This window comes from Streptomyces sp. R35, assembly GCF_041053035.1.
GTDB classification, from domain to species: domain Bacteria; phylum Actinomycetota; class Actinomycetes; order Streptomycetales; family Streptomycetaceae; genus Streptomyces; species Streptomyces lutosisoli.
This window is the reverse complement of the sequence record NZ_CP163440.1, coordinates 3,286,751-3,299,898: the sequence shown is the minus strand read 5'-3', so window position 1 is coordinate 3,299,898 and position 13,148 is coordinate 3,286,751. Positions and strand designations below refer to the sequence as shown.

Here is a 13,148-nt window from a genome sequence, read left to right as displayed (position 1 = left end):
TGAGTTCCCCGTACTGATCGTGTGGATCACGAGGAGGGGATGGGCGCGGTTTGGCTCGGCTCGGCCGAGAGCGTCAGCAGCCTCCATGATGCTTCAAACCGGAGCCGGCCCGAAAAGTGCAACCTCGCCCGACTGTACGCGCTTTGCCCCTGGCAAGTCCTTGCCATGGCGAAGACCTGCCGCCATCCGGTCTTCACGTCGGTGTGAACCGGCCGATAGACCCAGGGCATGTTCTCCCCCTCTCAGGCTTCCCCTCAGGTTTCCGCCTTCCGGCGCAGACGCTGGCAGCTGATCTCGGTTGCCACCGCGGTGCCGCTGATGGCGTCGGGGCTCGCAGTTCTGCAAGCGCCCGCACAAGCCGCTCCGAGCAAGCCCACTGTTGCCGCCAAGCCTTCGGCGACCCACAAGGTCACCTTGGTCACCGGTGATGTCGTCACGGTCACCACGATGGCTGACGGCAAGCAGACTGCCGAGGTCGACCGGCCGGACAGTGCCGTCGGCGGCGTGAAGATCCAGGAGGTCAAGGGTGACCTGTTCGTCGTTCCGGACGAGGCGGGGCCGCTGCTGGGCACGGGCAAGCTGGACCGGCGGCTGTTCAACGTCACCGATCTGATCGAGATGGGTTACGACGACGCGAAGTCGGCCGCGGTGCCGCTGATCGCGACGTACGCCCAGCCGAAGTCTCGTGCGGCCGTCGAGCCGACGGCCCCCCGCGGCAGCAAGCTGACCCGCGAGCTCAAGGGCATTCACGGAGCCGCGCTCAGCACCCAGAAGCGGCAGGCCCGTACCTTCTGGAGCACCGTCGCGCCGCAGGGCAGCGCGAAGTTGGGCGCGGGTGTGGCGAAGCTGTGGCTCGACGGTCGGGTGAAGGTCAGCCTGAAGGAGAGCGTGCCGCTGATCGGTGCGCCCGAGGCCTGGGCGGCCGGGTACACCGGCAAGGGTGTCAAGGTGGCGCTGCTCGACACCGGCGTCGACGTCAACCACCCCGACTTCGCCGGCAGGATCGACGACACGGTCAGCTTCGTGCCGGGTGAGGCCTTCTCCGACCTCAACGGGCACGGTACGCACGTGGCCAGCACGATCGTCGGTTCGGGCGCCGCATCCGGCGGTGACTACAAGGGCGTCGCCCCCGGCGCCGATCTGATCGTCGGCAAGGTGCTCGGCGGCGCGGAGGGCTACGGCCAGGACTCCTGGGTCATGGCCGGCATGCAGTGGGCCGCCGAGTCCGGTGCGGACGTCGTCAACATGAGCCTCGGCGACACCTACCCGACGGACGGCAGCGACCCGATGTCGCAGACGGTCGACGCGCTGTCCAAGCAGTACGGCACGCTGTTCGTCATCGCCGCCGGCAACGCGGGCCCGGAGAGCATCTCCTCCCCGGGCGCGGCCGCCTCGGCGCTGACCGTGGCCGCCACGGACAAGCAGGACCGGCTCGCGTCCTTCTCCAGCACCGGCCCGCTGGCCTCCTCCGGCGGCATGAAGCCGGACATCGCGGCGCCCGGCGTGGACATCACCGCGGCCCGCTCGCAGGAGATGACCGACGGTGGTGAGGGCCTGTACCGCACCCTCAGCGGCACCTCGATGGCCACCCCGCACGTGGTCGGCGCGGCGGCGATCCTGGCCCAGGAACACCCGGACTGGACCGGCGCGCAGCTCAAGGAACACCTGATGAGCACCGCGAAGGGCCTGGCCGACGGGTACTCGCCGTACGAGGTCGGCACCGGCCGTGTCGACGTGGCCGCCGCCGTGCACACCACGGTCCACGGCACCGGATCGCTCTTCTTCGGCAACTACACATGGCCGCACGAGCCGAGCGACGTCGCCGTCACCAAGGACCTGACCTTCACCAACTCCGGTTCCTCCGACGTCACGCTGAACCTGGCGCTGACCAACGACGACGGCCCGTTCACGCTGGGAGCCACCAAGGTGACCGTCCCGGCGGGCGGCACCGCCGCCGTCCCGGTGACCGGTGACCCGCAAGCCGCCTCGACGGGCCGGCACGTCGGCTACGTGATAGGCACCGATGCGACCACCGGGAAGCCGGTGACCCGCACCTCCGTGGCGCTGCTCAAGGAGGAGGAGCGCTACGACCTGAACATCAAGCTGGTCGACCGGGACGGCAAGCCCGCCGCCGGCTGGGTCACGATCAACCTGGCCGGCGACTTCTGGCCGTGGAATGTCTACGTCGACGGCTCGACCACCATGCGCATGGCACCCGGCCTCTACACCGTCGCGGGGTACCTCGACGTGGCCGGCGAGAAGGCGGACCGCTCGGGTCTGGCCGTGCTGGTCGACCCCGAGACCGTACTCAAGGACGGCTCCGCGGATGTCGTGCTGGACGCGCGCAAGGCACGTCTGCTGCAGACCGAGGCGCCTCAGCGCACCGAGGACCGCCAGCGCAAGGTCGACTTCAACGTCCACTACAAGGGCCTCGACCCGTACACGGACTACCGCAGCGCGTACGTGCTGCCGCCGACGTACGACGACGTCTACGTCGCGCCCACGAAGCCGATGAAGCAGGGCGAGTTCATACTGACCACCCGCTGGCGCAAGGGCGAGCCGCAGCTCAGCCTGAGCACAGCGGGCGGCCGGCTCCGCTTCGACGCGCTGGTGCAGGCGGGCAGCGCCCTGGGCACCGCCACGGACACGCGGAACGCCGTCTACGCGGGCAACGGCGCGGCGGCCGCGTACGAGAAGGTCAGCGCCAAGGGCAAGGTCGTCGTCATCGAGCGCAGCGACGAGGTCTCGCCCCAGGAGCGCACCGAGGCCGCGGTCGCGGCCGGTGCGAAGACGCTGATCGTGGTCAACGACGGTGTCGGTGCCCTGATGGAGTATGTCGGCGAGTCGACCATCCCGGTCGCCACCGTGCACCGCGACGCGGGCAAGACCCTTGTCTCGATGGCCAAGGCCGGCAAGTTGAAGCTGACCGCACAGCAGACCGAGTACACGCCGTTCGTCTACGACCTCACCCGGGAGTACCCCGGCCAGGTGCCGGACCGGGCCCTGGTCTACAAGCCGACCAAGGGTGACCTCGCCCGGATCGATGCCCGCTACTACTCGGCCACGGACGGCAAGTCGGGGGAGGGCTACCGGTCCGACTTCACGCTCAGCCCGTCGTTCAACCTCCCCGAGCGAGAGTGGCACCCGGGCACCCGCACCGAATGGGTGACCCCGGGCCAGGTCTGGCGGGAGTTCCACGCGCAGGGCGTCGACGGTGACCTGCCGTGGGTGATGGTGTCGGGCGACAACACGTATGCCAAGGGCAGCACCACCCGTCTGGACTGGTTCGCTCCGGCGACCCGGCCAGGCCAGGGCGAGGCCTTCGGCGTGTACAACTCCCGCTGGCAGAACTACATGACCTGGAACGTGCAGGCGTGGGCCTCCGCCAGCGACAACATGCGGCTGGGCGGCTTCCTGGACTGGGGTCAGACGCCGACCCACCTCCAAGTCTTCCAGGGCGACACGCTGATCCACGACAACCCGTACAGCACGGACATGCAGTGGGTGGAGGTGCCGGCGGGCAACCTGCCCTACCGCGCCGTCCTCGACGCGGAGCGGCCCGCTGACGTCTTCCGGCTGTCGACGCGCACCCACACCGAGTGGACGTTCATGTCCGACACCGTCGACTCGGACTTCTTCGAGCCGTTCTCGGTGCTGAACCTGAACTACAAGCTGGAGTCGGACCTGCACGGCGACATCAAGGCCAACGCGACCCAGAGGATCGCGCTCAAGCCGGTGTCGATGGACGGCGGCACCGTGCCGGGCAAAGTCACCACGGTGAAGCTGGATGTCTCGTACGACGACGGCGCCACCTGGCAGAAGGTGACCCTGACCAAGGGCGCCGACGGCTACTGGACGGGTTCGTTCAGGACGGCCAAGAAGCCCGGCGGCTTCCTCTCGGTCCGCGCGAGCGCCGAGACGAACAGCGGCTTCGGCGTCAAGAACGACATCATCCGGGCGTACGGCCTGCGATGAACCGCACTGTCGGGCCCCGGGGAGGCGACTCCCCGGGGCCCTTCCCGTCACACCCGCTCCCACCAGGGACTATTCAGAGTCTGCCGCCATGGCACATACTCTCCCCGCTGCGGCAAGCGGAAGAGAGTCGGTCGCCGATGCTGGATGTTCTGGGCCTCGAACCCGATGACGAGCGCGTCTACCGGGCGCTGATCGGACAGCCGGACTCCACCGCGATGCTGCTGTCGGAACTGCTCGTCATAGCGCAGGCCCAGGTCGACAAGGCCCTGTCCCGCCTGGTCGGGTGGGGACTGGTGATCAGGTCGGCGGACGAGCGGTTCACCGCCGCGCCGCCGGCCATGGCGCTCGGCGCTCTCATCAGCCAGCGCCGGGACGGGCTGCGCGCGGCCGAGCATGCCCTGGTGACCTTCGCCGAGGAACACCGGGCGGCGATGACCGGGAGCAGCATCGTCGATCTGATCGAGGTCGTCACGGGCGTCGACGCCATCCGCCATCGCTACCTCCAGGTGCAGCAGGCGGCCCGCACGCAGGTCCGCGCCTTCATCACCGCACCGTTCGTCGCCCTGCCTCCCGACGAGAACACGGCCGAACCCATGGCCATCGGCCGCGGCGTGCACTTCCGGGCGGTACTGGACCGGGCCGTGCTGGCGGAGCCGGGCATCGTCCACGACGCGATCGACTCCCTGCGCAACGGCGTGCAGCTGCGTGTCGCCGACCAACTGCCCATGAAACTCGTGCTGGCCGACGCCGAACTCGGCCTCGTCCCGCTCGCGACCACGCCGACCGGAGAGCCCGGCGCGGTACTGCTGCACCGCAGCGGCCTGCTGGACGCGATGGACGCGCTGTTCGAGACGGTATGGCGTACCGCCCACCCGCTGGAGCTGTCGGGCACCGGCGAAGAAGCCGAACCCACCGTCGAACTCGGGCCGGACGGCCCGACCGACCTCGACCGAAGGATCCTCGCGCTCCTGCTCGCCGGCGTGACCGACCCGACGGCCGCGACACAACTCGGCCTGTCACCGCGCACGCTGCACCGACGCCTGCGCCACCTCATGGACATAGCCGGAGTCCGGACCCGGATGCAGCTCGGCGGCCACGCCGTCCGACACGGCTGGGCGGAACCACCGGTGCCGAGACAGACGTAACGCCACCGCCGCTCCCCACCAACAGGCTGCCCGCCACGGTCCCTGGCCTGTCCGAGGTGGGCACGAGGGGAGACCTCACGCACCGGAGCCCCAGGCCCCCATCAGCTGCTCCGGCCCATACGTAGCCGCCAACCCGTCCACCGTGACCCCGGAGCGGGACACCGCGACCAGGGGAGTGTCCTCGTCGGCGCCGGGTACGGCCAGGGCGTCCCGGGCCAGTGCAGCCAGGGCGCGGTGGTCGAAGGAGCCGCGCTCGTGCCACTTGATCGAGCCGACGAACCCGATCTCGCGTGCCGGCGACCGGTCCGCCCCCACCAGGTCCACTTCGGGATTGTTGGTACGGGGCCACCAACCGCCCACTTCCCGCACCTGCGGCCACGCGTCGTCGGGGAGCAGTCGGGCCAGCGACTCCCTCACGACGGGTTCGATCGCCCGCCCGCGCCATGAAGTCCATCCGCGTTCGACTGCCTCGACCACGATCCGACCGCGCCCGCGCTCGATCTCCGGGATTCCCTGTTCCAGGAAGGCGAGCCAGAAACGGAGGTAGGGATCGGCGACGCGGTAGCGGCGGTCGCGGTCTCCCGGGCGGGTGGAGAGGGGTGCGTCGATGGCGATGAGTCGTTTGTCCGCGAGGGTGCGCAGGGCGGGGTTGAGCGAGCCGGGCGGGAGCGGTCGGTCGGCCGCTCCGGCTTTCGCGGCGATCGTCCCGAAGGTTCGCTCACCGCTGCCGATCACGGAGAGCACGTGTCTGGCCTGGAGGGCGGTGGGGAACTCGGCGGCCAGCATGCGCTCGCCCGAGACGAGGAGGGGGGAGGTGGGGTCGTCGAGGGCGCGGGTGAGGAAGTCGACGCGGCTCTCACCTTCCTGCCACTCCTGGCAGATGAGCGGCAGGCCGCCGGTGATCAGATGGGCGTCGAAGGCCTCCGCGGCCGGGAGCCCGGTCATCGCCATGACCTCGGAGGGGGAGAGCGGCGACAGCACCATCTCGACGCCTCGCTGATGAAAGGGGCGGCCGTACGCCGAGAGCTGCTCCATCATCGCCAGGTCACTGCCGATGAGGATGAGCAGCACGGGTTTCCGGCTCAGTACCCGGTCCCACACGGTCTGCAGCGTGCCTTCCAGGACCGGGTCGCCTTCGAGCATCCAGGGCAGTTCGTCGAGTACGACGATGCTGGGGGCGTCGTCCGGGAGCACCGCGGCGAGCTGGCGAAGGGCGGTGTCCCATTCGGCGACGGTCGTGACGCCGGTGAGCAGGGTGGTGTCGGGCAGTGAGGACTGGCGGACCTCGGCGAGGAAGCGGGCCCGTTCCCGGTGGGCGTCCTCGCCCCGGGTGGCCTGGTGGACGACGTACGGCACCTGGGCGCGCTCACAGAAGAGGTCCACGAGCCGCGACTTCCCGACCCGACGCCGGCCGCGGAGCAGCAAGGCCCGGCCGCGCTGGTCGCCCCGGCCGTCGCGCACCCAGGCGAGGTGGCGCTCCAGGGCGGCCAGCTCGGACTTGCGGCCTACGAAACCTGGCATGGGTCACCCTTCGAGCTTGCTCATGTTGAACATACTCAAGTGAACCATAGTATGGAGAATCCGAGTAGCTGATTGATCGCTTTGCGTAATGGGGAGGGGGTGGCGGATGGGCAACGACCCTCGTCTGCCCTCAAGCCCCAAAGGAAGCCGACGTCAGAGCGCGTCGACCCCGCTCACCTTCCAGCCGTCGGACGTACGGGTCAGCGTCATCCGCACCCGGTTCAGGTCCACGCGGGAGCCCGAGACCTGGGTACTCGTGGTCACCTGGTTGACGAAGAGGAGGACGACGGCCCGGTCCGCCGAGGCCGAGATCACGGAGGCTGCCGGGGAGCCGCCGGTGGGAGCCGCCACCGTGGCCTTCACCACCCCGTGGTACTTCCTGGCCGTCGGCCCGACCACCGTCGTGGTGGTCTTCCGGTACTCGTCGCGGAAGTGGCCGGTGAGCCGGGCGCCCGCCGCGGCGAAGTCGCGGTCCAGGTGACGGTAGTCGTACGACAGGACGACCGGGGCCGCCTGCCGCGCGGCTGTGAGTGCCTGCCCGCGAGCCTGGTCGGCCTGGACTCCCTCCCGGTATCGCCACCCGAGAACGGTGGCCGCGACCAGGCCCGCCGCGAGCAGGACGCACAGGACGGCCGTGAGCAGCCGCCGTCGACCGTGCCGCGCCGCCGCACCGGAGACTGGCTCGCCCTCCTCTTGCGCCGCGTCCTCCTCGAAGGACCCCGGCGAGGGCTCGGGCGGGTCGTCCCAGCCGTTCTCGTCCTTGGGCTCGATGAGCACGGTGCGGCCGGCGGTCGGTGTCCCGGGACGCCCCGGCGCCTCCTCGTCGGCGGCCCCCGGCCCCGGCTCGCGGTGGCCGCGCTCCGCGCGCTTGGCTGCCGCGCGGGTGGCCGCGGTCATGGTGCGCCGAGTGCTGGATCCGGATCCAGAGCCGGAACCGGAGCCGCGGCCTCGGGTGGTCGTCTTCGTCATGGTCTTGCTCCTCAAGTCCTCAAGCCCTCAAGGGGCGTACGGCGGTCACGGCGCGGTCAGCCAACCGCGCGGTCAGCCCACGAACTCCACGTCCGAGGTCAGCCAGCGGCCGTCCCGGTGCACCAGGTCGAGCTGGAGCCGGTAGGTGCGGGCCTCGCCCTTGGGTGCGGCGGTGTTGGTCACCTTGCTGTCGGCGACCACCAGGACGCGGGCCGAGTGCGCGTCGGAGCGGACGACGCCCGCCTCCAGAACCTGGCCCTCGGAGACCGACTTGTTCTGGGCGACCAGCTGCGTCAGCTCCTCCGTCTGCGCGGCGAACTGCTTCTTGAAGTCGCCGGTGGCGCCGTCGAGGACGTTCGCGCTGTCCCGGTCGTAGTGCCGGTAGTCGAGCGAGGTGAAGTTCAGCGCCGACTGGCGGGCCGCGGCCAGGATGTCCTGGCGCCGCTGGTCCGCCTCGCGCTGGTCGTAGAGCCCGAGGCTCAGCCAGATCGTCAGCGCGGTGGTGAGGACGGTCGCCACGACCAGCCCCACCGACCAGACCCTGCCCGACCAGGCCCTGCCCGGCAGAGCCCCGCTCCTGGCCCTGCCCGACAGGGCCCCTCTCATTGCCTCGCTCATGCCATCGGCCCGACTAGCAGCCATTGCCACGACTCCCTTCCGAACACCGCCTGTTGACCGCCCGTCGAGCCGATCTCGACGGGCCTTCCGTCCGGGCCGGTGGCGGTACCGGTCTCCGGGTCGTACGGCGTGACGTACGCCGTCTGGTTCGCGCCGCCGGAAGTGGTCGACGCGCCGGGGGCGTTCTGCGCGCCCCGTACCGACGTCTTGCCTCCGCGCGGGGCGGTGCAGTGCGCGTCGGTGTTCGCCTCGCGCGTGCTGGTGTCCGAGGGGTCGCGCCGTGTTGTCCCGTATCCCTGGGTGCACGGCGGCGGGTCGTCGGCGTTCACCACCAGGCCGAAGTGGGTGGTGCCGTCGCCCGGGACGACCGTGTAGCTGCCCGAGACCAGCGCCGGGAAGGTGACCAGGGACTGCTCCACGCCGGGCAGGCGCGCCAGCGTGACCTGGCCGCCGCTGATCAGATTGGCCAACAGGACCGACAGGCGCGGTGAGATGTTCTTAAGCAGCGAGTTCACCTGGTTCGCCGCCGGCGTCGCGTTGCCGATCAGCTTGCGCAGGTCCCCGTCGCTCGACTTCAGCTGGGCGCTGAGCGCCGCCAGGTCGTGCGCGAACGACTTGATGGACGAGCCCTGGTCGGCCTGCGTCTTGAGGACCTTTCGCGAGTCCTCGATCAGCGAGATCGTTTGGGGGAGTGACTCGGAGGCCGACTCCACGAGCGCGTTGCCCGAGTCGACCAGTCGGCTCAGGTTCGGTCCGGTGCCGGAGAAGGCCTTGCCCAGCTCGTCGACGGTGATCCGCAGATCGTCCTTGCCGACCGAGTTCACCAGCCGGTCCAGGCTGAGGACCAGGTCCGTCGTGGGCAGCGGCACACGGGTGCTGCCGCGCGGGATGGCGCTGCCGTCGAGGAGATACGGGCCGTGCGAGGTGCGTGGCTGAAGGTCGACGTACTGCTCTCCCACCGCCGAGCGGTTCGCCACCACGGCGAGGGTGTCCGCTGGGATGCGCGGTGCGCCGTCCTTGATGTCGAGGGCTACCGAGACGCCGTCGGAACCGGCCAGCCGCAGCGCGCCGACGCGGCCCACCGGCACCCCGCGGTAGGTGACCTCGGCGCCGGGGAAGATGCCCCCGGAGTCGGCGAAGTCTGCTTGCACGGTGTAGCCGCGGCCCAGGACGTCGTCCACCAGGCCGGTGTACTCGGCGCCGACGTACGACACCCCGACGGCGGTGACGGTGGCGAAGGCGAGCAACTGGGCTTTGACCGTACGTGTGATCACGGCTGGACCCCCTTCAGCATCAGCTCCGCGAGCGCGAGGTTTACGCCGTTGGGCAGGTCGGCGCCGGTTGTGTAGCTGCTGGTGCATACCGGCGGACACAACGGCCCGCCGCCGCCCGACGGTGCCGTCGGCACCGACGGCACCGAGGGGGACGACGGCAGGCTCGGTGTGCTCGGCAGCGCGGTGGGTGTCGGAACGCTCGGCAGATCAGGGAGATCGGGGAGATCCGGTACGTCGGGAGTGTCGGGCATCTGGGAATCGCCGTTCCCCCCGCCGGAGTTGCTGTCCGTCACGTTCCCGTAGAGGTCCGACAGATCGAGGTCTGCCGTGATGTCGAGGTTGACGTAGTCGCCCTTGACCGCGTCCACCACGTTGCGCGGGAACGGGTAAGTGGTCAGCAGTTCAAGGGAGTTGGGCAGATCGTCGCCCGCCTTGTTCAGCTGCCGCAGGATCGGCCGCAGCTGCTTGAGGTTCGCGACCGTGTCGTCGTGCGAGGCCGTGACCACCTTGGTGCCCGTCTTGCCGAGCTTCGAAAGGGCGGTGAGCATCCTCGTCAGATCGCGCCGCTGGTCGGCCAGGACCTTCAGGGCGGGTGGCATCGCGTCGACGGCCCGGGCGATCGTCTTCTTCTCCTTGCCGAGCCGCCCCGCGAGCCGGTCGACGGCCTTGAGGGCGCGGACGATGTCCTTCCGTTGGTCGTCCAGACCGCCGATGAACGTGTTCAGCTCCTTGAGCAGCGATCTGACCCGGTTCTCCCGGCCGTCCAGGGCCTTGTTCAGCTCCACGGTGATCGTCTTGAGCTGGGCCACTCCGCCGCCGTTGAGCAGCGCGGACAGCGCGGACAGCACCTCCTCGATCTCCGGGTTGCGGCCGCTGCGGGACAGCGGGATGCGGTCGCCGTCACCGAGCCGGCCCACGGCGGCCGTGCCGGACGGGGCGGCGAGCGCGACGTACTTCTCGCCGAGCATGCTGGTCTGCCGCAGCTCGGCGACCGCGTTGGCGGGCAGCTTCACGGAGTCGGCGACCCGTAGCCGTACGCGCGCGTGCCAGCCGTCCAGCTGCACCTTCTCGACCGCGCCCACGGTGACGTTGTTGACCTTCACCGCCGACTGCGGCACCAGGTCGAGGACGTCGCGGAACTCGACGGTGACGTGGTACGCGTGGCCGTCGGCGGCGGCTCCGCCGGGCAGCTGGACGTCGTACCAGCCGTTGAACTCGCAACCGGACAGCAGCAGCGAGCCGACCGCGGCCCACGCGACCGCCCCGGCCTTGCGCAGTGCGCTCATGCGCTCGCCCCCAGAATTCCGCCGAGCGTCCGGTCGACCGTTCCCGTCACCGCGGAGCCCTGAGGCACCTTCGGCAGGGAGTCGAAGAGGTCCTTGAGCTCCTTGCAGTCGGGGTTCTTGCCGCCTTCGTCGCCGGTCGTCTTCAGCACGGAGCACAGCAGCGAGGCCGGATCCTGCGCCTGCTGGGCGTTGTTGCGGGTGTCGAGGGTGCCCGCGGACGGGTTGTAGGCGTTGTTCAGGTTCGACAGACCCGTGGGGGCGACCTCCAACAGCTCGGCCAGCGCGGCCCGTTGGGTGACGAGCACCTTGGTCACCTTGCTGAGGCCCTTCACGTTCGAGGTCAGCGACTTCTTGTTGTTCTTCACGAAGTGCGACACGTCGCCGAGCGCCGTTCCCAGGTTCTTGAGCGCGTCCGCGAGGTCCTTGCGCTCGCCCGCGAGCTGTCCGGCGACCTCGGCGAGGTCGGTGTTGAACGACCGCACGCTCTTGTCGTCGGCGGCCAGCGCCGCCGTGAACACCTGCAGATTCCGTACCGTGCCGAAGAGGTCCGTGCGGCCGTCCGACAGCGTGGTGACGGCCTGCGAGAGGTCCTCGACCGTCTGGTTGAGGTTCTCGCCCTGGCCGTCCAGGTTGGCCGCGCTCACCCCGAGCAGCCGCGACAGCGAGCCGTCCTTGTTGGCGCCCTTGGGGCCGAGCGCATCGGCCGTCGTGTGCAGGCTGTCGAAGATGCGGTCCAGCTCGACCGGTACGGCCGTCCGTGTCTCGGGGATGACGGCGCCGTTCCGCAGCACCGGGCCCTTCCGGTACACCGGCAGCAGTTGTACGTAACGGTCGCTGACCACCGAGGAGTTGATGATCGCGGCTTTGGCGTCCGCCGGGACCTTGCGGCCTTCGTCGTACTCCAGCTCCACCCGCACCCGGTCGCCCTCCGGCGTGATCTTCTCGACCTCGCCGATCCGGACGCCGAGGACGCGGACGTCCGAGCCGGGGTAGATGCCGACGGTCCGCGGGAAGTACGCGGTCACGTGCACGGACTCGGAACGCGGCCACAGCACGTAGGTGAGCGCGGCTACGAGGGCGAGTGCGGTGACCACGGCCACGCGTCTCTTCACGCGTCTCTTCAGGTTCTTCATTGCGAGCCTCCCGTCCGCGGCGTCACCGGAGCGGCGACCAGGTTCTGGACGTAGCTGTCGAACCAGCGGCCGTTGCCGAGGGTGTTGCTGAAGACCCGTACATAGGGCGCGAGCAGCTTGACGCTCCGGTCGAGGCTGGACTGGTTCCGTTCGAGCATTCGCACCACGGTGTTCAGGCCCTTGAGCGCGGGCCCGATCTCCTTGTCGTTGTCCTCGACCAGGCCGGAGAGCTCGATGCCGAGCACGGCGGAGCTCTTCAGCAGCTTGTGGATCGCCTTGCGCCGCTTGCTGATCTCCTTGAACAGCTTGTCGCCGTCCTTGACCAGCGCGGTGAAGTCCTCGGAGTGCTCGGCCAGCACGCCCGTGACGCCGTTCGCGTGGTCGAGGAGTTCGCCCAGCGCCTTGTCGCGCGAGGCGACCGTCCGGGAGATCTTCGACAGGCCCTTGATGGACGCCCGTACCTCGGCGGGCGAGTCCTGGAACGTGGTGGAGATGGTGTCCAGGGCCTTCGCCAACTGGTCGGTGTCGACCTTCTCCGTCGTCGTGGTGAGATCGCTGAACGCCTGCACGACGTCGTACGCCGGAACCGTCCTCCTCAGCGGTATCTCACTGCCGGGCTTCAGCTGCCCCGGTCCCTTGGGGTGCAGCGCGAGGTACTTCGCGCCGAGGATCGTCTTGACCCGGATCGAAGCGCCGGTCTCAGTGCCGAACCCTGGATCGCCCTTGATCTTGAAGGTGACCTTGACGTGGTCACCGTCCAGATCGACGTCCTCGACCTTGCCGACCTTGACGCCGGCGATCCGTACCTCGTCGCCGGGCTTGAGGCCGCCCGCCTCCGAGAAGGCCGCGCTGTACGTCTCGCCGCCGCCGATCAGCGGCAGGCTGTCGGCGTTGAACGCGGCCACGGTCAGCAGCGCGAGGAAGGTGAGGCCGACGGCTCCGATCACCACGGGGTTGCGGTCGCGGAACGGGGTCAGCCGCGGGCGGCGTATCCGTATGCGGGGCAGCTTGGGCGGGTCGATGCGGACTTTGACCAGGGGCTCCGGGCGGCGGGGACGGGGCGCCCGGCGCGGAAGCAGCCGTATCTTCGGGAGCTTCGGCGGGTCGATGCGGACTTTCACCAGGGGTTCCGGGCGTCGAGGACGCGGTGCCCGGCGCGGAAGCAGCCGTATGTGGGGCAGCTTGGGTGGGTCGATGCGGACCTTGACCAGCGGCTCCGGGCGGCGC

The 13,148-nt window shown here is 69.8% G+C and carries 9 protein-coding genes; 2 read left to right on the top strand and 7 right to left on the bottom strand.

The annotated features are described in order from the left end of the window. Nucleotides 1-228: 228 nt before the first annotated feature. Complete coding sequence (locus tag AB5J50_RS15205) at nt 229-3,975, top strand: S8 family serine peptidase (RefSeq protein ID WP_369258363.1); 3,747 nt, start codon at nt 229-231, stop codon at nt 3,973-3,975. A 137-nt stretch (nt 3,976-4,112) separates the two neighbouring features. Then, on the top strand, nt 4,113-5,120 hold the full coding sequence (locus tag AB5J50_RS15200; RefSeq protein WP_369258361.1) for a helix-turn-helix domain-containing protein: 1,008 nt from the start codon (nt 4,113-4,115) through the stop codon (nt 5,118-5,120). Nucleotides 5,121-5,195: 75 nt separating this feature from the next. On the opposite strand, the gene AB5J50_RS15195 is transcribed toward AB5J50_RS15200, so the two are convergent. The 7 genes from AB5J50_RS15195 to AB5J50_RS15165 form a co-directional block, all read right to left on the bottom strand. Beyond that, nucleotides 5,196-6,641: an ATP-binding protein gene (locus tag AB5J50_RS15195; RefSeq protein ID WP_369258359.1), complete on the bottom strand. Its 1,446-nt coding sequence runs from the start codon at nt 6,639-6,641 to the stop codon at nt 5,196-5,198. A gap of 153 nt (nt 6,642-6,794) precedes the next feature. Beyond that, nucleotides 6,795-7,610: a hypothetical protein gene (locus AB5J50_RS15190; protein ID WP_369258357.1), complete on the bottom strand. Its 816-nt coding sequence runs from the start codon at nt 7,608-7,610 to the stop codon at nt 6,795-6,797. A 72-nt stretch (nt 7,611-7,682) separates the two neighbouring features. After that, nucleotides 7,683-8,141: a hypothetical protein gene (locus tag AB5J50_RS15185; RefSeq protein WP_369258355.1), complete on the bottom strand. Its 459-nt coding sequence runs from the start codon at nt 8,139-8,141 to the stop codon at nt 7,683-7,685. A gap of 83 nt (nt 8,142-8,224) precedes the next feature. Then, nucleotides 8,225-9,502: an MCE family protein gene (locus AB5J50_RS15180; protein ID WP_369258353.1), complete on the bottom strand. Its 1,278-nt coding sequence runs from the start codon at nt 9,500-9,502 to the stop codon at nt 8,225-8,227. Beyond that, entirely contained in the window at nt 9,499-10,788 is a 1,290-nt protein-coding gene (locus tag AB5J50_RS15175; protein ID WP_369258351.1) for an MCE family protein, read from the bottom strand. The genes AB5J50_RS15180 and AB5J50_RS15175 overlap by 4 nt, the downstream gene beginning before the upstream one ends. Next, nucleotides 10,785-11,921 carry an MCE family protein gene (locus AB5J50_RS15170; protein ID WP_369258349.1) on the bottom strand — a complete coding sequence of 379 codons (1,137 nt, stop codon included), beginning with the start codon at nt 11,919-11,921 and terminating at the stop codon, nt 10,785-10,787. The genes AB5J50_RS15175 and AB5J50_RS15170 overlap by 4 nt, the downstream gene beginning before the upstream one ends. Beyond that, complete coding sequence (locus AB5J50_RS15165; protein WP_369265399.1) at nt 11,918-12,898, bottom strand: MCE family protein; 981 nt, start codon at nt 12,896-12,898, stop codon at nt 11,918-11,920. The genes AB5J50_RS15170 and AB5J50_RS15165 overlap by 4 nt, the downstream gene beginning before the upstream one ends. Nucleotides 12,899-13,148: the final 250 nt, after the last annotated feature.